The organism is Cryobacterium suzukii (assembly GCF_004403185.1).
GTDB lineage: Bacteria > Actinomycetota > Actinomycetes > Actinomycetales > Microbacteriaceae > Cryobacterium > Cryobacterium suzukii.
Genome location: NZ_SOHJ01000011.1, coordinates 169,557 through 188,476, shown reverse-complemented (window position 1 = coordinate 188,476; position 18,920 = coordinate 169,557). Strand labels below are relative to the sequence as shown.

The 18,920-nt window shown below is 65.1% G+C and carries 19 protein-coding genes; 16 read left to right on the top strand and 3 right to left on the bottom strand.

The genetic code is table 11. The annotated features are described in order from the left end of the window. Positions 1-4 precede the first annotated feature (4 nt). From E3T39_RS10660 to rbfA, 16 genes are all read left to right on the top strand, one after another. A complete protein-coding gene (locus E3T39_RS10660) occupies positions 5-775 on the top strand; it encodes an ABC transporter ATP-binding protein (protein WP_134515121.1) in 771 nt (256 codons plus the stop codon). After that, positions 772-1,533 (top strand): ABC transporter ATP-binding protein, encoded by a 762-nt coding sequence (locus E3T39_RS10655; RefSeq protein ID WP_134515119.1) that lies wholly within the window; start codon positions 772-774, stop codon positions 1,531-1,533. Before E3T39_RS10660 ends, E3T39_RS10655 begins: the two co-directional genes overlap by 4 nt. Continuing rightward, complete coding sequence (locus E3T39_RS10650) at positions 1,530-2,405, top strand: branched-chain amino acid ABC transporter permease (RefSeq protein WP_134515117.1); 876 nt, start codon at positions 1,530-1,532, stop codon at positions 2,403-2,405. Before E3T39_RS10655 ends, E3T39_RS10650 begins: the two co-directional genes overlap by 4 nt. Further along, complete coding sequence (locus E3T39_RS10645; RefSeq protein ID WP_134515115.1) at positions 2,402-3,508, top strand: branched-chain amino acid ABC transporter permease; 1,107 nt, start codon at positions 2,402-2,404, stop codon at positions 3,506-3,508. Before E3T39_RS10650 ends, E3T39_RS10645 begins: the two co-directional genes overlap by 4 nt. Next, positions 3,505-5,064 carry a class I adenylate-forming enzyme family protein gene (locus tag E3T39_RS10640; protein ID WP_134515113.1) on the top strand — a complete coding sequence of 520 codons (1,560 nt, stop codon included), beginning with the start codon at positions 3,505-3,507 and terminating at the stop codon, positions 5,062-5,064. The genes E3T39_RS10645 and E3T39_RS10640 overlap by 4 nt, the downstream gene beginning before the upstream one ends. Continuing rightward, on the top strand, positions 5,061-5,738 hold the full coding sequence (locus E3T39_RS10635) for a TetR/AcrR family transcriptional regulator (RefSeq protein ID WP_134515111.1): 678 nt from the start codon (positions 5,061-5,063) through the stop codon (positions 5,736-5,738). Before E3T39_RS10640 ends, E3T39_RS10635 begins: the two co-directional genes overlap by 4 nt. Beyond that, positions 5,735-6,634: an alpha/beta hydrolase gene (locus E3T39_RS10630; protein WP_134515109.1), complete on the top strand. Its 900-nt coding sequence runs from the start codon at positions 5,735-5,737 to the stop codon at positions 6,632-6,634. Before E3T39_RS10635 ends, E3T39_RS10630 begins: the two co-directional genes overlap by 4 nt. Further along, positions 6,631-7,689, top strand: a complete 1,059-nt coding sequence (locus E3T39_RS10625) for an alpha/beta fold hydrolase (RefSeq protein WP_134515107.1) — start codon at positions 6,631-6,633, stop codon at positions 7,687-7,689. Before E3T39_RS10630 ends, E3T39_RS10625 begins: the two co-directional genes overlap by 4 nt. A 50-nt stretch (positions 7,690-7,739) precedes the next feature. Then, complete coding sequence (gene ispG / locus E3T39_RS10620) at positions 7,740-8,894, top strand: flavodoxin-dependent (E)-4-hydroxy-3-methylbut-2-enyl-diphosphate synthase (RefSeq protein WP_174845117.1); 1,155 nt, start codon at positions 7,740-7,742, stop codon at positions 8,892-8,894. A gap of 151 nt (positions 8,895-9,045) precedes the next feature. Further along, positions 9,046-9,372 (top strand): ArsR/SmtB family transcription factor, encoded by a 327-nt coding sequence (locus E3T39_RS10615; protein ID WP_134515105.1) that lies wholly within the window; start codon positions 9,046-9,048, stop codon positions 9,370-9,372. Next, positions 9,362-9,592, top strand: a complete 231-nt coding sequence (locus tag E3T39_RS10610) for a hypothetical protein (protein WP_134515104.1) — start codon at positions 9,362-9,364, stop codon at positions 9,590-9,592. Before E3T39_RS10615 ends, E3T39_RS10610 begins: the two co-directional genes overlap by 11 nt. Before the next feature lie 58 nt (positions 9,593-9,650). Continuing rightward, complete coding sequence (locus tag E3T39_RS10605) at positions 9,651-11,414, top strand: proline--tRNA ligase (RefSeq protein ID WP_134515102.1); 1,764 nt, start codon at positions 9,651-9,653, stop codon at positions 11,412-11,414. A gap of 182 nt (positions 11,415-11,596) precedes the next feature. After that, on the top strand, positions 11,597-12,634 hold the full coding sequence (gene nusA / locus E3T39_RS10600) for a transcription termination factor NusA (protein WP_134515100.1): 1,038 nt from the start codon (positions 11,597-11,599) through the stop codon (positions 12,632-12,634). A gap of 8 nt (positions 12,635-12,642) precedes the next feature. Then, positions 12,643-12,900 (top strand): YlxR family protein, encoded by a 258-nt coding sequence (locus E3T39_RS10595; RefSeq protein ID WP_134515098.1) that lies wholly within the window; start codon positions 12,643-12,645, stop codon positions 12,898-12,900. A gap of 76 nt (positions 12,901-12,976) precedes the next feature. Continuing rightward, the gene (gene infB, locus E3T39_RS10590; protein ID WP_134515096.1) at positions 12,977-15,832 is read left to right on the top strand and encodes a translation initiation factor IF-2; all 2,856 of its coding nucleotides are present in this window, start codon (positions 12,977-12,979) and stop codon (positions 15,830-15,832) included. Between the two features lie 237 nt (positions 15,833-16,069). Further along, positions 16,070-16,558, top strand: a complete 489-nt coding sequence (gene rbfA, locus E3T39_RS10585; protein WP_134515095.1) for a 30S ribosome-binding factor RbfA — start codon at positions 16,070-16,072, stop codon at positions 16,556-16,558. A gap of 119 nt (positions 16,559-16,677) precedes the next feature. On the opposite strand, the gene E3T39_RS10580 is transcribed toward rbfA, so the two are convergent. The 3 genes from E3T39_RS10580 to E3T39_RS10570 are packed head-to-tail and all read right to left on the bottom strand — an operon-like array spanning position 16,678 to position 18,918. After that, entirely contained in the window at positions 16,678-17,181 is a 504-nt protein-coding gene (locus tag E3T39_RS10580; RefSeq protein WP_134515093.1) for a dihydrofolate reductase, read from the bottom strand. Then, positions 17,178-17,990: a thymidylate synthase gene (locus tag E3T39_RS10575; RefSeq protein ID WP_134515091.1), complete on the bottom strand. Its 813-nt coding sequence runs from the start codon at positions 17,988-17,990 to the stop codon at positions 17,178-17,180. The genes E3T39_RS10580 and E3T39_RS10575 overlap by 4 nt, the downstream gene beginning before the upstream one ends. Before the next feature lie 31 nt (positions 17,991-18,021). Beyond that, complete coding sequence (locus E3T39_RS10570; RefSeq protein ID WP_134515089.1) at positions 18,022-18,918, bottom strand: HhH-GPD family protein; 897 nt, start codon at positions 18,916-18,918, stop codon at positions 18,022-18,024. Positions 18,919-18,920 lie beyond the last annotated feature (2 nt).

Sequence of the window (18,920 nt, the reverse complement as noted above, 5' to 3'; positions counted from 1 at the left end):
CCCGATGCCGGACCAGCCCGTGCTCAGCATGGATGTGCTCACCTTAGAGCGAGTCGGACTGCAGATCGGCGGTGCCCGCATCCTCAACGATGTGTCGCTGTCGATCCCGCGGGGCGAGATGCTCGGTGTGATCGGCCCCAATGGGGCCGGTAAGACAACCCTGTTCAACCTGATTTCCGGAGTGATGTTCGCCACGGAAGGTGTGGTGCGGCATAACGGCCGCGACATGACCCGGGAACCGATCCATGTCAGGGCACGGGCCGGTCTCGGCCGCACCTTTCAAACTTCGAGCCTGTTCAACGGGCTCAGCGCTACCGAGAACGTGCGTCTGGCCGCACAGGCCAAGGCCGGCGGCGGCAGCCTCGTCACCCGGTTTCCCCGGGTAACGGATGCCGCTACCCGACTGGCCGCCGCGCGACTCGACGAGGTCGGCCTCGCCGACCATGCCCAGAGCCTGGCCGGCGGCCTCTCGCACGGCGACAAGCGCAAGCTGGAGATCGCAATGCTGCTGGCCATGGATCCGAGCGTCATTCTGCTCGACGAGCCGATGGCCGGCGTTGGCTCTGGTGATATCCCCGGCCTGATGGACGTCATTCGCGGCCTGCACCATGGTGGCCGCACCGTGCTCATGGTCGAACACCACATGGAGGTCGTACTCGGCCTGGTCGACCGCGTTGCGGTCATGCACCACGGCGAGCTGCTCGCCTGCGACACCCCCGATGCCGTGATGAAGAATCCCACGGTGCAATCCGCCTATCTCGGAGATCCGGTATGAGCACCAACTCGAGCACCACCAACGTCCTCACCGTGCGCAACCTGTACGGCCGCATCCAGGGTCAACAGGTCGTCGAAGACGTCTCGTTCAACGTGCTGGACACCGGCGTCACCGCACTGCTCGGCCGCAACGGCGTCGGCAAGACCAGCACGATCAAGTCGATCCTCGGCCTGATCGATCGCAGCGGCGAGGTCACCCTCGGCGGACGCCGGATCGACCGGCTGCCGACCCACAAGGTCGTGCAGCTCGGCGTCGGCTACGTGCCGGAAGACCGCGAGGTCTTCGGCAAACTCACCGTCGCCGAGAACTTGAAACTCGCTGAACGCTCCGCCCACCCCAACCGGGCCCTGGTCGAGGAACTCTTCCCCGACCTGGTGCAACGCCAGGCCCAGCTAGCCGGCACGCTCTCCGGCGGACAGCAGCAGATGGTGTCTCTGGCCCGCGCCTTGCTGAACCAGAACCGGCTGCTGCTGGTCGACGAACCCACCAAGGGTCTTTCGCCGAAGATCGTCGGCGAGGTCGCCCAGGCGTTGCTCGCCGCCGCGAAAACGGTGCCGATCCTGTTGGTGGAACAGAACCTGCAGGTGATCCGGCAGCTCGCCGACCGGGTGGTCGTGCTGTCCGGTGGTCGGGTCGTCTTCACCGGCGAGGCCTCGGAACTGCTCGACGACCCCGAACGCATCCAGCGCTACCTGGGCGTGCACAGCGGCTCGGAACGAAGCAGCGCCGGACAGACGGATGCGACGGTGCCGGCATGAGTACCATCGTTCTGCTGCTCATCACCGGCCTCGGCCTCGGTGCCCTCTACTTTCTCGTCGCCTCCGGCCTCTCCCTCATCTATGGCCTCATGGGCGTGCTCAACTTCGCGCACGGCTCATTCCTAACCATCGGCGCCTTCATCGGCTGGGAGGTCGCCCGCCGCTTGAGCGACGGCTCTTGGTGGGCGCTGGCCGCCGCCATGCTGACCGGAGCCGTGGTCGGTGCGCTCGTCGCTGCCGCCACCGAATTCTTTCTGATCCGACGGCTGTACAACCGGCACATCGAACAGGTGCTCGTGACCGTCGGCCTCGCACTCGCCTCCGTTGCCCTGTTCGAAGGAATCTGGGGCACCGACCCGACCTACGTCACTAGCCCGTCCTGGCTAGGGCAGACGACCGAGATTCTCGGTGCTCGCATTCCGAACAACCGGTTCATGCTCATCGTTGTGGCGGTGCTCGTGCTCGTGGCGATCGTGCTGTTCCTCAAGTTCACCCGGTATGGCCTGATCATTCGGGCCGGCGTCGAGAATCGGCTCATGGTCACCGCGCTCGGCATCGACGTGCGCCGCGCCTTCACACTGGTCTTCGCGATCGGCGGCGCCGCCGCCGGCCTCGGCGGGGTGCTCGCCTCGATCTATTACGGCTATGTCTCGGCCCACATCGGCGGATCCCTGCTGATCTTCGCCTTCATCGTGACCGTCATCGGAGGTCTGGGGTCCCTCGCCGGGGCGGCCATCGCATCCGTTCTGGTGGCGGTGCTGCAGCAGTTCGCGAACTTCTATCTCGGCGGCACCGGCGACCTCGCCGTGGTGCTCGCCCTCGCCGCGGTGCTGCTGCTGCGCCCGCGCGGACTGTTGGGAGCAAAAGTATGAGATCGATGTGGGCCCGACCGGTCACCAAGATAGCCGCGAGTGCCGCCCTGGTGCTGCTCATGCTGCTGCTGCCGCTGCTGAATATCAGCATCCCCGGGGTCTTTCCCGGCCCGACTTACACTCCGGGCACGCTGCAACTGCTCGCCTACGCCATGCTCATTGCGGCCCTCGCACTCAGCTACCACCTTTTGTTCGGGCTGGCCGGCATGCTCTCGTTCGGGCACGCGCTGTTCTTCGCGGCCGGCGCCTACGGGCTCGGAATCGTGTTGCGCAACTTCTCGCCGAGCTGGTTGCCGGCCGGCGCGACGTTCGTCGCGGCCATCCTCATCACCGTGCTGATCGGTTTCGTCCTGGCCGCTCTGGTCGGCTCCGTGAGTTTGCGCGTCACCGGTATCTCCTTCGCCATGGTCACCCTCGCCTTCGCGCAGGCCGGCTCGGTCGTGGTGCGGCGCAACCCGGGCGGGCAGACCGGCGGTGAGGAGGGGCTCACCCTCGACGTCTCACACGTGCCCGACGATCTCGTCGGGGTGCTCAACACCCGAAACCTGTACTGGCTCTCGCTCGCGGTGCTCGTGATCGTCTACCTCGTGGTCTTGTGGGTGGAGAAGTCGCGAGCCGGGCACGTCGTGGCCGCGACGCGCGAAAACGAACTTCGGGTACGCGTCATCGGCATCCGTCCCTATCTTGTGCGGCTGCTCATTTTCGCCATCGCCGGTGCGCTCGCCGCCCTGGCCGGCGCTGCGTTCCTGCTGCTCCAGAGCGGGGTTTCTCCCCGGGTCGCAACGCCGGACTTCACGCTGACGCTGCTGGTGATCGTCGTGCTCGGCGGCGTCGGGCTGCGTTGGGGAGCTGTGCTCGGCGCGATCGTCTACACGCTGCTCGACCAGCGGCTGACCGCCCTCGCCGGGTCCGAGTTCATCGCCGGATTGCCCGACCTGCTGCGAATTCCGTTGTCGCAGCCGTTGTTCATCCTCGGCACCCTGTTTATTCTCGTGGTGTTGTTCCTTCCGGGAGGGCTGGCCGGCCTGACCAAGCGCAGCGGCCGGCCGCATCGGCCGTCAAGACGGGGCCGGGAGCGCATGCTTGAGGCGGAGGAGATATGACCGACGACCTGCACACCCTTGGCCGGTGGACCCGTGACCGGGCCCGAACCACACCCGAACGCGTCGCCGTCGACGACCGGGGCGTCACACTGCGCTACCGCGACCTCGACGACCGGGCCGGCGACCTCGCCGCCGCGTTTCGCGCCGCCGGATTCGGCGTAGGAGACCGGGTCGCGACCATCACCGGCAACAGCTCGGATCAGGTCGTGCTGTTCTTCGCCTGCGCCCAGGCCGGTCTCGTGCTTGTGCCGCTCTCCTGGCGGCTCGCACCCCGGGAATTGGCCGCGCAGCTGCAGCGCGCCGATCCGGCACTGTTGCTGGTCGAAGACGAGTTCCAGACCCTGGCAACGGATGCCCAGAGCCGACTTCCCGAGCCTCTCCCGTCAACGCTGCTCGGCGTTCGTGGAGTTGAAACCGTCGTGCCTTCCCCGCGCCGTGGCTGGGACGAGCCTCTGGTGGCCAGATCCGTGCAGGACGACGACCCTTTGCTGATCGTGTTCACTTCCGGCACGCTCGGCCCGGCCAAGGGCGTCGTGCTGACCCACTCGAACTGCTTCTGGACCAACCTGTCGCTCTCCCGGATCACGGAGATCACCAGCAAGGACGTCGTGCTCTCGGTCATGCCTCAGTATCACGTGGGCGGCTGGAACATTCAGCCCCTGCTGGCCTGGTGGATGGGCGCCACCGTCGTGCTCGAGCGCACCTTCGACCCCGGCCGGGTGCTGCACCTGATTGCGGACCGCCGTATCACGACGATGATGGGAGTTCCAGCGAACTACCTCTTCCTCGCGCAGCATCCGGACTTTGCCGCGACCGACCTGTCGAGTCTGAACCATGCCGTCGTCGGCGGGGCGCCAATGCCTGCGCCGCTGCTGCGCACCTGGCACGCCCGCGGCGTGGCCCTCACTCAGGGTTATGGGCTGACCGAAGCGTCCCCGAACGTACTGTGCCTGCCCGACGACGAGGCGCGCAGCATGGTCGGCTATGCCGGCAAGCCGTACCCGCACGTGGAGGTTGCCGTTGCCGATCCGGTCACCGGCGACCTGCTCGGAGGTGCCGCCACTGGGGAACTGCTCGTGCGCGGTCCCGGCGTGTTCTCCGGCTACTTTCGCGCCCCGGAGGAGACCGCCCGAACCCTGCGCGGCGGCTGGCTGCACACCGGCGACCTCGTGCGCCGCGACGAGCACGGCTACTTCGCCGTGATCGACCGGCTCACCGACATCTTCATCTCGGGCGGCGAGAGCGTCGCTCCCGCCGAGGTGGAAACCGTTCTGATCGAGCACGCCGCGGTCGCCGAGGTCGCCGTCATCGGGGTTCCGCACGAGCGCTGGGGCGAGGTCGGCGTCGCCTTCATTGTGCTGGCGCCCGGATTCTCGCCCGATGAGGTCGACGTCCTGGCCTATGCCCGCACCCAGCTGGCCGCATTCAAGGTGCCGGCGTTCGTGCGTTTCGTGCCGGAAATTCCACGATCCCTCGGCAACAAGGTGCTGCGGCGCCAGCTGCTCGAGCACTGGCACCACGGTCTTGATTTTGAGAAGATAGGAAACGAACATTGAGCGCCGGAAAGCCGCGCACCGCCCGAGGCGAAGAAACGAAACGCAAGCTCATCGAGGCCGCCGAGCAGGTGTTCTCGCGGGTCGGCTACGCCGACGCGTCGATCTCGCGCATAACGGATGCCGCCGGCATCGGTCAGGGCACGTTCTACCTGTACTTCGACTCAAAACTGCAGATCTTCGACGAACTGGTCGAGGACCTCAATCACCGCGTGCGGTTGGCGATGAGTGCGGCATCCGCTGCCACGGAAAATCGCATCGATTCGGAACGCGCCGGATTTCGGGCTTTCTTTCAATTCACCGCCGACCACCCCGCCCTGTATCGGGTAATTCGCGAGGCCGAGTTCGTCTCGCCTGGGGCCCTGCGGCTGCACTACACCCGCATCGTCGAGGGCTACATAACGGGGCTGCGCGCGGCCGGCGCTGCGGGGGAGATCAGCGATATCGATCCGACTGTCGCCGCCTGGGCGCTCATGGGCATCGGTGAGATGATCGGCATGCGCTGGGTGCTTTGGGGTGATGATGGAGCCGACGAAGGGGCGGAGTCTGATCCATTCGCGAGCGGAACGCGCGCCGTGCCCGAGCACGTCTTCGAGCAGATGATGCGCTTCATTGAGGGCGCACTCGGGGGCAATAGAAACGTCGCCAGCAGGATCGTGGAAACGAGGAAGTCATGAGTGACGATTACCAGCCGTTCCGGGCTCCGGTCGCCGGGGGAGACCTGTGCGGTGGCCAGTGGCGTGCGGCGCCGCACAGCGGGCAGCAGACGACGGTGCTCGCTATCCACGGCATCACGGCTTCCCACCTCACCTGGCCGTGGCTGACCGACCGCCTCGGGAGCCATCGGGTGATCGCTCCCGATCTGCGTGGCCGTGCTCGCAGTAACGCGCTGCCTGGGCCATACGGGCTGCGCCGGCACGCGGATGATCTGGCCCGGCTGCTGGATTTTCTGGAGGTTGACCGCGCCGTGGTGGTGGGCCACTCGATGGGCGCGTTCGTCGCCGTCTGGCTCGCCCACTTGCACCCTGACCGGGTCGACTCGCTTGTTCTGGTCGACGGTGGCCTGCCGATTCCTCGGGATACTGGCATCGACCCGCTGCTCATGCTCGGCCCGGCCGTCGAACGCCTGTCACAGACTTTCGACACGGAGCAGACCTACCTCGATTTTTGGCGGGGGCACCCCGCGTTTTCGGCCGACTGGTCCCCCCGGGTGGTCGACTTCGCCCGTTACGACCTCGACGGAGTTGCGCCCACGCTGCACCCCTCGACACGGCTGGCGGCCGTGGTCGAGAACGTGATGGAGCTCAACGGTTCCGATGGCTACACCGAGGCACTGAGAGGTCTGGCTGTGCCTATCGATTTTCTGCGCGCGCCGCGCGGGTTGCTCAACGAGCCGACCGCACTGTACGACCGCTCGGTCGCCGCTGACTGGGCAACTCAACTGTCGCACCTAACCGTGCAGGAGGTCGACGACGTCAACCACTACACGATCATCATGAGCGACCGTGGCGCCGACCGGGTAGCCCGGGCCGTGAAGGCACAGATCAAGGAGTCAGAGAGGACCCCGATATGAGCAGAAGCAACATTTTCGACGGCATTGCCGAACGCAGCGTGCTTACCCCGCGACTGCGCGCTGGCGTGCTCGAACGGACGGCGACAGGAACCGCCACGGCGACCGTCGTCTTCATACACGGCAACGTGTCGTCGTCACTGTTCTGGCAGCCGCTCATGTTGGCCCTTCCCGCCTCGGTGCGCGCGCTCGCCATCGACCTGCGCGGCTTCGGCAGCAGCGCGACACTTCCGGTCGATGCCACTCGGGGCCTGGCCGACTACTCCGACGATGTTGCAGCCGTGTTGGCCGAGCTCGGCGTCGCCGGGGTGCACCTCGTGGGCTGGAGCATGGGCGGCGGTGTCACCATGCAGTTGCTGCTCGACCACGCCAGCCTTGCGGCGACCCTGACCCTGGTCGCGCCGGTTTCCCCCTACGGCTTTGGCGGCACGGGGGGAACGGACGGCCATCGGCTGAGCGCCGACGACGCAGGCACGGGTGCTGGTGGCGCCAACCCCGACTTCGTTGCCCGGCTACATGACGGTGACCATAGCACCGAACCGACCAGCCCCCGCACCGTGTACCAGACCACCTACGTCAAGCCTCCGTTCAGTTCGGAGCACGACGATGTCTGGATCGAATCAATGCTCACCACGGCAACAGGTGTCGGCAACTACCCCGGTGATTCGACGCCTTCCGAGAATTGGCCCGGCTTCGCCCCTGGCGGCAGCGGCGTGCTCAATACCATGTCTCCCGGCCATTTCAACACGAGCGGCATCGTCGACCTGGCCGTGAAACCGGCCATTCTCTGGATCCACGGCAGCGACGACGTCATCATCTCGGACACCTCGTTCTTCGACCTCAACTATCTCGGGCAGCTCGGCGTGATTCCGGGTTGGCCCGGTGTCGACGTGGCGCCGCCGCAGCCGATGATCCAGCAGACCCGCGCGGTACTGGGCGCCTACCGGGCCGCCGGCGGGGAGCTGACCGAGCTGGAACTGGCCGACTGCGGGCACTCGCCGCATCTGGAACACCCGGCCGCGTTCCTCGAGGCGCTGCTCGCCCAACTGGAGCGCTGATCCGGGACGGCACTCAGCTTGGCGCACAGTACGACAACTAAGCTAGGACGGTGGCTGCAATCAACTTGGGGATGCCCAAAGTACCTGAGGTACTCGCTCCCAGACGTAAATCCCGTCAGATCAAGGTCGGAAAGGTCCTGGTCGGTGGCAATGCTCAAGTGAGCGTGCAATCGATGACGACGACTCCGACGACGAACATCAATGCAACGCTCCAGCAGATCGCCGAACTCACGGCGACCGGCTGTGACATTGTGCGCGTTGCGGTGCCCACGCGCGATGACGCCGAAGCGCTGCCGATCATCGCGAAGAAGAGTCAGATTCCGGTCATCGCGGACATCCACTTTCAGCCGAACTACGTCTTCGCCGCGATCGACGCCGGCTGCGCCGCCGTGCGCGTCAACCCCGGCAACATCCGCAAGTTCGACGACCAGGTCGGCAAGATCGCTGCTGCCGCGAAGGCGGCGGGCGTGAGCCTGCGCATCGGAGTCAACGCCGGCTCGCTCGAGCCGAGCCTCATGCAGAAGTATGGCAAGGCCACCCCCGAGGCCCTCGTGGAGAGCGCCGTCTGGGAGGCGAGCCTATTCGAGGAACACGACTTTCACGACTTCAAAATCTCGGTCAAGCACAACGACCCGGTGATCATGGTCAAGGCCTACCGCCTGCTCGCCGAACGCGGAGACTGGCCATTGCACCTCGGCGTGACCGAGGCCGGTCCTAGTTTTCAGGGCACGATCAAGAGCGCGACAGCGTTCGGTATTCTGCTCGGCGAGGGGATCGGTGACACCATTCGCGTGTCCCTGAGTGCCCCGCCGGTCGAGGAGATCAAGGTGGGCCTGCAGATTCTGCAGTCGCTCAACCTGCGCGAACGCAAGCTTGAGATCGTCTCTTGCCCGAGCTGCGGCCGGGCGCAGGTGGATGTCTACAAGCTCGCCAACGACGTCACCGACGGGCTCGAAGGCATGACAGTGCCGCTGCGCGTCGCGGTCATGGGTTGCGTCGTCAATGGACCGGGCGAAGCCCGCGAGGCCGATCTCGGCGTCGCCAGCGGCAACGGCAAGGGCCAGATCTTCGTGCGCGGCGAGGTCATCAAAACCGTGCCAGAGTCCGAGATCGTAGCGACACTCATCGAAGAGGCCAACCGTCTCGCCGCAGAGATGCCCGCTGCCGCACTCGGCAGCCCCACGGTCTCCGTCGGCGCGAAGTAACTAATTGGTGCCGTAGCATCTCTCGATCCGCGAAAGCGGGTAACCGGTTACTTCAGCACCCCGAAGCAACCGGTTGCCCGCTTTTGCAGTGTGCGGCATTGCTTTACTTGCGGGTGTAATAATATACTTACACCCGTCAGGAGGCGTTGATATGAATGTGGAACAGCTCAGCGCGACCCTCGCGGCGGTCGCCAGCCCGCAGCGGATGCTGATCCTCGCCGAGTTGCAGGGCGGGCGCGTGCACGTCAGCGAGCTGGCCAGGCGCGTTGGAATGTCGCGGGCGCTGCTCTACATGCATCTGGCCAAACTCGAAGCGAGCGGATTCGTCACCACGTCACTCGAACTCTCCCCAGAGGGAACCGCACTCAAGCACGTCGCGCTGGCCCCATTTTCAATCACCGTGACCATCGACACCATCGCCGATGCCGTAGCAACCGCCACGGTAAACAAGCAAAAAGGGGAAAACCATGAATTTTGACTTCGCGTATCTCGTCCCAATCGTCGCTATCATCGGCGGAATCACTTACGCAATTTTCAATCAGTACTTCAAATCTCGTCGCCGCGATAACGAGGGTTCGCCTGCGGTCCGAGAGGCGTTGGCACGGAGCAACGAGACCAACGCCGCGTTGCTATCTAGGCTCACCGCAATGGATACGCGCCTGGCCGCAATTGAGCGCACCCTGAGCGAGGTCGGCTGACGCAGCGGCTGCACGGTCCGTGGGGGAGTGGCTGGCGGCGCCCGCGTAAGGTAGACGGGTGCCTACACGTCTCTCCAACTACTTTCTCCGTACTCTCCGCGAAGACCCCTCCGACGCCGAGGTGACCAGTCACCGCCTGCTCGTGCGGGCCGGCTACATCCGCCGACAGGCCCCGGGTATTTTTGCCTGGCTGCCGCTCGGCCTGCGGGTGAAGGCCAAAGTGGAGCGCATCATCCGTGAGGAGATGACCGCCGCTGGCGCCCACGAGGTGCACTTTCCGGCCCTGCTGCCGCGCGAACCCTACGAGCTGACCGGTCGTTGGGACGAATACGGCGACGGGCTTTTTCGCCTGAAGGACCGCAAGGGCTCCGACATGCTGCTCGCGCCGACCCACGAAGAGGTCTTCGCGCTGCTCGTCAAAGACCTGTACAGCAGCTACAAAGACCTGCCGCTGTCGATCTATCAGATTCAGGACAAGTACCGGGATGAGGCTCGCTCGCGTGGCGGACTTCTGCGCGGCCGCGAGTTCACCATGAAAGACGCATACTCCTTCGACCACACCGACGCCGGCCTTGACGTCAGCTATCAGCTGCAGCGCGACGCCTACGAGCGCATCTTCTCCCGCTTCGGCCTCGACTACGAGATCGTGCAAGCGGATGCCGGCGCGATGGGTGGCTCCAAGAGCGAAGAGTTTCTGCACCCCACCCCCGTTGGCGAAGACACCTTCGTGCGCAGCAGCGGTGGCTATGCGGCCAACATCGAGGCGTTCCGCACCCTCGTGCCGGCCGACGAAGATTTCGCTGCTCTGCCCGCCGCGCAGGTCTTCGACACCCCGAACACTCCGACCATCCAGACGCTGGTCGACAAGGCCAATGCCGAACACCCCCGCCCCGATGGCCGCCAGTGGACGGCAGCCGACACGCTGAAGAACGTCGTGCTCGCCCTTACGAGCCTGGACGGCACGCGTGAACTGATCGCGATCGGCGTTCCCGGCGACCGCGAGGTCGACCTCAAGCGCGTCGAGGTGGCATTCGCTCCCGCCGAGGTGGAGGCGGCCAACGAGGGCGACTTCGCCAAGAACCCCGGCCTGGTCAAGGGCTACATCGGCCCGTGGGGCGTGGACGGTGCCGTGCTCGGCACGAAATCGACCACAGGTATTCGTTTTCTGGTCGACCCGCGAGTGGTCGCCGGCACCGAGTGGATCACCGGAGCAAACGAAGCGGGCCGCCACGTGTTCGGCCTCGTCGCCGGCCGTGACTTCGCCATCGACGACGTCGTTGAAGCTTCTGATGTGCGCGCCGGCGATCCGGCCCCCGACGGTTCCGGCCCGGTCGAACTCATTCGTGGCATGGAAATCGGGCACGTGTTTCAGCTCGGCCGCAAGTATGCCGAGGTGCTCGGCCTGAAGGTTCTCGACGAGAATGGCAAGCTGGTCACGGTCACGATGGGCTCGTACGGCATCGGCGTCACCCGCATCCTCGCTGTCATCGCTGAACTCAACAACGACGCAAAGGGCCTGATCTGGCCCGAATCGGTCACTCCGTTTGACGTGCACGTGATCGCCACCGGCCGGGACGAGATCGTCTTCGACACGGCAGAGACCGTTGTTGCCGCGATCGAGGCCACCAATCGTGAGGTGCTTTACGACGACCGCCGCAAGGTCTCGCCCGGCGTAAAGTTCGGTGACGCCGAACTCATCGGCGTGCCGTGGATCGTCATCGTCGGCCGTGGCGCGGCCGACGGCATCGTCGAACTGTGGAACCGGCGCACCGGCGACCGCGAGCAGGTCGACGTCGCCGAAGTTGCCAAGCACTTCGCCTGACCGACTCATCGAGAGCGGATGCTGCCGGCTGGCCCAGCTGGCAGCATCCGCTCTGTAGCGAACCAGCGCGGAACGTGCCCAGCCCGAGCAGTGGGTGACGGGCCGCCGCAGATTCGGGTACCGTAGTATCCAGCCCGCTGCGCGGTTTCGCGGCGGCAAGATCTGAATAGAGGAGGCCGGCCATGGACATCGACCTCAGTGTTTTGCGGCTACTGGAGCGCGAAAAAGAGATTCCCTTTGAGGAACTCGTACAAATCATTGAACAGGCGATTCTGACCGCCTACGTCAAGCACATCCAGCAGGATGTGACCAAGCTTGAAGCGTCGAAAATTGCCGACGCCAAGCATGACATCCAAGAAGTGCCGGAAGCGCGCGTCGTTCTCGACCGCAAGACCGGACACGTCGACATCTACATTCCCGAGCACGACGACGAGGGCAACGTCATCGGCGAAGCCGTCGACAACCCCACCGACTTCGGTCGCATCGCCGCCTTCGCCGCCAAGCAGGTCATCAACCAGCGTCTGCGCGACCTGGCCGATGACGCTGTGCTCGGCGAATTCAAGGGCCGCGAGGGTGACATCGTCGCCGGAATCATTCAGCAGGGCCCAAACCCTCGAATGATCCACGTCGACCTCGGCACGATCGAAGCGATCATGCCCCCCGAGGAGCAGGTGCCCACCGAAAGCTACGTGCACGGCGCACGCATTCGCGTGTTCGTGACGGCCGTTGGTCGCGGACTCAAGGGCCCGCAGATCACCGTGTCGCGCACCCATCCCTCGCTCGTGCGCAAACTGTTCGCACTTGAGGTACCCGAGATCGCCAGCGGAGTCGTCGAGATCGTGTCGCTCGCCCGCGAAGCCGGACACCGCACCAAGATCGCCGTGCGCGCCACGGAGCCCGGCGTCAACGCCAAGGGTGCCTGCATCGGCGAGCTCGGCCAGCGCGTACGCGCCGTGACCGTTGAGCTCAACAACGAGAAGATCGACATCGTCGACTTCTCGCCCGACCTCGCAACCTTCGTCGCGAGCGCCCTGTCGCCGGCCAAGGTGACCAGCGCCTACGTGATTGACGAGTCGATCAAGGCTGTGCGTGCCCTCGTTCCCGACTACCAGCTGTCGCTCGCGATCGGCAAGGAGGGCCAGAATGCTCGCCTCGCGGCCAAGCTGACCGGTGCGAAAATCGACATCCAGCCGGACAGCATTCTGGAGGATGCCGAATAGGGGGTACGATGGAACCCGTTAGAACGTGTATTGGCTGCCGTTCGCGCGCCCCTCGATCCTCACTTTTGCGGATCGTTGCTGGGAAATCAGAAATTGTGGTGGATGAAACCGCCACAATCCCCGGTAGAGGTGCGTGGCTGCACGCCCGTGAAGCGTGCTTTCAGGATGCCGTAAGGCGACACGCTTTCGGGCGTGCTTTTCGCGTGACCAGGTCACTGGACGCGAAACAACTAGAGAACAGGCTGAATTGGCTTATGGATAACTAATGAGCGGCTCGAAATGAGACCCGTCCGTTACTAACGGTCTGCCCCTTTCCGGGTGCAGACCCGGAACAGGAGAATTGTGGCTGCGAAACCACGCGTGCACGAGATCGCTACCGAACTCGGACTCGAAAGCAAGGATGTCCTTGCTAAATTGAAAGAAATGGGCGAGTTCGTCAAAGGACCGTCTTCCAGCGTTGAACCGCCAGTAGCACGTCGCCTTCGTGCCGCTCTCGAAGCGGCCAGTACCGCTGCCAAGGCTGCAACGCCAGCGCCCGCCGCCGGTGAAGCAGCCGCCGCCTCTACGACGGCAACACCCGCGCGACCGAGCCACGGCGCCAAGCCGGGCGCTCGTCCCGGCCCCAAGCCGCCAGCCGAAGCGGTTGCCCCTGCGCCAGCCGAGTCTGCTCCGACAATGGATGCCGCGCCCGTTCCGGTCGCGCCGCTCACCGTTGCCGAGCGCCAGGCCCAGGCTGCTGAGAAGGCCGCTGCTGCCGAGAAGGCTGCAGCCGCCGAGAAGGTTGCTGCGGCCGACGAGCCGAGCACAGGTACCCCCGAAGCGAAGACCACGGAAGGATCGGCTACGCCGGTCAAGCCTGGCATGCCTCGCCCCGGAGCAGCACGACCGGGCAATAACCCGTTCGCCAGCAATCAGGGCATGGGTCAGCGTCCCGCCCAGCCGCCGCGTCCGGGTAACAACCCGTTCGCGAGTGCGCAGGGCATGGGCCAGCGTCCCGCCACACCTACCCCGAGCAACATTCCGCGTCCTCCCGCACCTCGCCCGGGCGCCCCGCGCCCCGGCGGACCCGGCCAGGCTGCACGCCCGACCGGCTTCGGCCAGCGTCCAGGCGCTTTCCAGCGCCCTGGTGGCGCTCCGGGTGGAGCCGGCGCAGCACGTCCCGGATTCACTCGTCCAGGTGCTCCGGCCGGAGCCCCCGGCTTCGGCCCGCCTCGCCCTGCCGGTGGTGGCGGTGGAGCCGGTCGCGGTCGCGGCCCCGGCGGTGGTACCGCTGGTGCGTTCGGTCGCGGTGGCGGCAAGAACAAGGCGCGCAAGTCGAAGCGCACGAAGAGAGCAGAGTTCGAGCTGCGCGAGGCCCCGTCGCTGGGTGGAGTATCCGTACCCCGCGGTGACGGTGGAACCGTTGTTCGTCTTCGTCGCGGAGCGTCCATCACGGACTTCGCCGACAAGATCGACGCGAGTCCTGGAAACCTCGTTACCGTGCTGTTCCACCTCGGTGAAATGGCCACGGCAACGGAGTCCCTCGACGAGGCGACGTTCGATGTGCTCGGCAGCGAGCTCGGCTACAAAATTCAGATGGTCTCTCCCGATGACGAAGACCGTGAGCTGCTGCTCGCGTTCGACATCGACATCGACCAGGAACTCGAAGACGAAACCGACGAGGACCTCGAGATTCGTCCTCCCGTCGTCACCGTCATGGGTCACGTCGACCACGGTAAGACCGCGCTTCTTGACGCGATCCGTAACGCCAAGGTCGCCGAGGGTGAAGCCGGTGGAATCACGCAGCACATTGGTGCCTACCAGATCATCACCGAGCACGAGGGTATTGATCGCGCGATGACCTTCATCGACACACCGGGCCACGAGGCGTTCACCGCCATGCGTGCTCGTGGTGCGCAGGTCACTGACATCGCCATTCTCGTGGTCGCTGCCGATGACGGCATCATGCCGCAGACCATTGAAGCGCTCAACCACGCCCAGGCCGCCAACGTGCCAATCGTGGTTGCAGTGAACAAGATCGACAAGCCCGGCGCGAACCCGCAGAAGGTGCGTCAGCAGCTCACCGAATTCGGCCTCGTCGCCGAAGAGTACGGCGGAGACGTCATGTTCGTCGACGTATCGGCCAAGAACAAGACCGGCATCCAGGAAATCCTTGACGCCGTGCTCCTGGTCGCCGATGCCGGACTCGACATGCGCTCCAACCCGAACAAGGATGCCCGTGGTGTTGCCATAGAGGCCCGCCTCGACAAGGGCCGCGGCGCGGTGGCAACCGTTCTCATCCAGTCCGGAACGCTGCACGTGGGAGACTCCATCGTCGCCGGAACGGCTTATGGCCGCGTTCGTGCGATGGCCGACGAGAACGGCGTCGCCGTTCTTGCCGCCACACCGTCCCGCGCGGTTCAGGTGCAGGGTCTGTCGAGCGTTCCCCGCGCCGGCGACACCTTCCTCGTCATCGAGGAAGACCGCACCGCCCGTCAGATCGCCGAGAAGCGTGAAGCCGCCGAGCGCAACGCTCTGCTGGCCAAGGCGCGCAAGCGCATCAGCCTCGAAGACTTCACCCGTGCCCTCGAAGAGGGCAAGGTCGAGTCGCTCAACCTCATCATCAAGGGTGACGTTTCCGGTGCCGTTGAGGCGCTGGAAGAGTCGCTGCTCAAGATCGAGGTCGACGATTCGGTTCAGCTGCGCATCATCCACCGTGGTGTCGGTGCGGTCACGGAGAGCGACGTCAACCTCGCCACCGTCGACAACGCCATCATCATTGGGTTCAACGTTCGTCCAGACACGAAGGCCCGCGAGCGTGCCGCTCGCGAAGGCGTCGACGTGCGGTTCTACTCCGTCATCTACTCCGCCCTCGAGGACATCGAGAATTCCCTCAAGGGAATGCTCAAGCCCGAGTACGAAGAGATCCAGAGTGGTGTCGCCGAAATTCGCGAGGTCTTCAGCTCGTCGAAGTTCGGAAACGTCGCCGGTGTCATCGTGCGCTCCGGTACCATCACCCGAAATGCCAAGGCTCGCGTTATTCGCGAGGGCATCGTGGTGGGGGACAACCTGGGCATCGAGTCGCTGCGCCGCTTCAAGGACGATGTCACCGAGGTCCGCACGGACTTCGAGTGTGGTATCGGACTGGGCAAGTTCAACGACATCCGGATTGGCGATGAGATTGAGACCATCGAAATGAAGGAAAAGCCGCGCGTCTAACGTTTGGCTTGTTGGAAGTCGGACTTCTCACGAAGTCCGACTTCCGCATTGGGTCGGGTCTCCGCAATTTTTCCCCCGAAAAGGAAAGAGCGGGGACCCTACCCCGATTCCCTGCTGTGCATATTAACTGCGTGGGAAATTTGCTCCGGCCCTTAGCGGGCAGGGCGCATCCGTTTAATACGGTGAAAAAGTACAGAACGACCGGGCGCTTCGACGCCCGCTAATAAGGAGTGAGTCATGGCAGATCCGGAACGCGCCAGAAAGATGGCGGACCGCATTAAGGTCATCATCGCCAAGCGACTGGAACGCGGCCTGCGCGATCCAAGGCTCGGGTTCGTGACCATCACCGACGTGAAGGTGACCGGCGATCTCCAGCACGCCTCGGTGTTCTACACCGTCTACGGTTCGATCGAGGAGCGCACCGACAGCGCAGCCGCCCTGAAGGCCGCAACCGGCCTCATGCGCAGCGAGGTCGGCAAGAACATCACCGCCCGACTCACTCCGTCTATCGAGTTCATCGCCGATGGCATCCCCGAGAACGCGGCGTTGATCGACGACCTGCTGCGTGAGGCACACGACCGCGATACCGCGACCGAAGACGGCAAGGGCGCGGCCACGTACGCCGGCGAAGCAGACCCGTACAAGAAGCCGCGCGAATACGACCTCGAACAAGAAGAAGACGACGACGACGTCGAGCCTGGCGCCGAAAGCACCCCGAAGCACTAGCGTGCCGCACCACTCCGGACGGGGCCCGGGCCCCGTCCCTGGGCCCAGGTTATAAACTGGGCCCGAGGCCCGGGCCCAGGCCCCGTCCAATTAGGCGTCGGTTTACCGGGTGGGGCCGGCTAGCGGATGCCGGGAGACCGCTCGTAGCGTGTGAAACGGTAGGGGAGCGCGGTACTCGAGCTGAACCATCCGTTTTCCGGATCTGTGCTGACCCGGGCCCAGGCGGCGTCGAGAGCGGGCGCATGGGTATCGCCGGCGATCTCGGCGTCGATCTCGGTCACCTCGAGCGTGTCGGCGAGGGGTAGGGCGAGACGATAGATCTCGCCACCACCGATTACCCACACCGGCCCCTCGATCAGCGCGCGGGCGTCATCGAGGCTGTGCGCAATGGATGTTCCCTCCGCGGCCCAGCCCTGCTGCCGGGTGATCACGACGTTCTGCCGACCCGGCAGGGGGCGATAACGCTCCGGAAGCGAATCCCAGGTGCGTCGTCCCATGATGACGGCGCCGCCCAGGGTGACGGTACGAAAATGGGCGAGGTCTTCCGGCAGGTGCCAGGGCATGACGCCGTCAGCCCCGATGACGCCATTCACCGTCTGCGCCCAGATCAGGCCCAGTTTCATACCGCGACCGCGCCCTTGATAGCGGGATGGTGCTGATAGTTCTCGAGCACGAGGTCGTCGAATTCGTAGTCGAACAGGCTGTCCCGACCCGGCTTGACGCGCAGGGTGGGAGACGGGAACGGCGTGCGGGAGAGTTGCTCGGTGACCTGCTCGACATGATTGTCGTAGATGTGGCAGTCCCCACCGGTCCAGACGAACTCGCCGAGCTCAAGGCCGGCCTGTTCGGCGACGAGCTGGGTGAGCAGGGCGTAGCTGGCGATGTTGAACGGCACGCCCAAAAACAGATCGGCGCTGCGTTGGTACAGCTGGCAGGAAAGCTTGCCGTCGGCAACATAGAACTGGAACAGGGCGTGGCAGGGGGCGAGCGCCATTTTCGAGAGGTCGGCCACGTTCCAGCTTGAGACGATCATGCGCCGTGAGTCCGGGTCGGTGCGGAGGGTTTTGAGCACTTCGCTGATCTGGTCGATGGCCTCTCCGTCCGCGGTGGGCCAGGAGCGCCACTGCACCCCGTAGACCGGGCCGAGTTCTCCGTCTTCGTCTGCCCACTCGTTCCAGATGCGAACGCCCTTTTCCTGCAGCCACGTGACGTTGGAGTCGCCTCGCAGAAACCAGAGCAGTTCGTAGGCGATCGACGCGAAGTGCACTCGTTTGGTGGTGACGAGCGGAAAACCGGCGGCCAGATCGAAGCGCAGTTGGCGGCCGAATACGCTGCGAGTGCCGGTTCCGGTGCGGTCGGCCTTTCGCGCGCCGTTCTCGAGGGTGTCGCGAAGAAGTGCTGAATACTGGGCATCGGCAGCGAAAGAAGTCACCGGTCAATCGTACGCGGCGCAGCCGGGGCGGCTAGTCCGCCAGGGTGTAGCCATCCTGCACCGGGATCGCCAGACCGTCGGCCACGAGACTGGCCAGCGCGCGCCGCAATTGGGCCGGATCCGGCCATAGTGTGGTGATCTCGGCATTCGTCACCGAACGGTGAGTGGAGCGCAGCTCCGCCATGATCAGGCCGCGCACCTGCCGGTCGCTACCCTCAAATTTCTTCTGCACCGTCTTGCGGGCACCGGTGTACTCGGGGTAGTCGGCGGCTCGCCAGGCGCATTCATTTCGGATTGGGCATACCTCGCAGTGGGGGCTGCGGCTGGTGCAGACCACCGCGCCGAGCTCCATGATCGCGGCGTTGAACAGTGCCGCTTCCTGCACGCTCTGCGGCAGTAACGCGCTCATCGCATCAAGGTCGCGGCCACGACTGGGCGGCGAAGGCTGGCCGGCTCCGGCGATCGCACGGGCGATCACCCGTCGCGTGTTCGTGTCGACGACCGGATGCCGATGGCCGTACGCAAACGCGGCCACCGCCCGCGCGGTGTAATCCCCGATGCCGGTCAGGGCCAGCAGCTCGTCAATGTCGGAGGGAACGACACCCCCGTGCAGCTCGGTGATCTGCACGGCCGCGGCATGCAGCCAGAGCGCGCGCCTCGGGTAGCCGAGGCTGGACCAGGCCCGCACCGCCTCGCTCGGCGGTACCGCGGCCAGAGCAGCCGGCGTGGGCCAGCGCGCCAGCCACTCCTCAAGCCGGGGAATGACGCGGTTCACCGGAGTCTGCTGCAACATGAACTCACTCACCAGAATGCCCCAGGCTCCGAATCCGTCGCGCCGCCATGGCAGGTCGCGGGCATTTGCGACGAACCAGGCATTGAGCGCGGCGCTGATGCCGCTCCTGGCGGGAATCAAGGGTGTGACGTTCATCC

Bases quoted from the DNA above. Each gene is read 5' to 3' on its own strand.
- E3T39_RS10660 (WP_134515121.1), top strand. From the start codon at position 5: ATGCCGGACCAGCCCGTGCTCAGCATGGATGTGCTCACCTTAGAGCGA.
- E3T39_RS10655 (WP_134515119.1), top strand. From the start codon at position 772: ATGAGCACCAACTCGAGCACCACCAACGTCCTCACCGTGCGCAACCTG.
- E3T39_RS10650 (WP_134515117.1), top strand. From the start codon at position 1,530: ATGAGTACCATCGTTCTGCTGCTCATCACCGGCCTCGGCCTCGGTGCC.
- E3T39_RS10645 (WP_134515115.1), top strand. From the start codon at position 2,402: ATGAGATCGATGTGGGCCCGACCGGTCACCAAGATAGCCGCGAGTGCC.
- E3T39_RS10640 (WP_134515113.1), top strand. From the start codon at position 3,505: ATGACCGACGACCTGCACACCCTTGGCCGGTGGACCCGTGACCGGGCC.
- E3T39_RS10630 (WP_134515109.1), top strand. From the start codon at position 5,735: ATGAGTGACGATTACCAGCCGTTCCGGGCTCCGGTCGCCGGGGGAGAC.
- E3T39_RS10625 (WP_134515107.1), top strand. From the start codon at position 6,631: ATGAGCAGAAGCAACATTTTCGACGGCATTGCCGAACGCAGCGTGCTT.
- E3T39_RS10615 (WP_134515105.1), top strand. From the start codon at position 9,046: ATGAATGTGGAACAGCTCAGCGCGACCCTCGCGGCGGTCGCCAGCCCG.
- E3T39_RS10610 (WP_134515104.1), top strand. From the start codon at position 9,362: ATGAATTTTGACTTCGCGTATCTCGTCCCAATCGTCGCTATCATCGGC.
- nusA (WP_134515100.1), top strand. From the start codon at position 11,597: ATGGACATCGACCTCAGTGTTTTGCGGCTACTGGAGCGCGAAAAAGAG.
- E3T39_RS10595 (WP_134515098.1), top strand. From the start codon at position 12,643: ATGGAACCCGTTAGAACGTGTATTGGCTGCCGTTCGCGCGCCCCTCGA.
- rbfA (WP_134515095.1), top strand. From the start codon at position 16,070: ATGGCAGATCCGGAACGCGCCAGAAAGATGGCGGACCGCATTAAGGTC.
- E3T39_RS10580 (WP_134515093.1), bottom strand. From the start codon at position 17,181: ATGAAACTGGGCCTGATCTGGGCGCAGACGGTGAATGGCGTCATCGGG.
- E3T39_RS10570 (WP_134515089.1), bottom strand. From the start codon at position 18,918: ATGAACGTCACACCCTTGATTCCCGCCAGGAGCGGCATCAGCGCCGCG.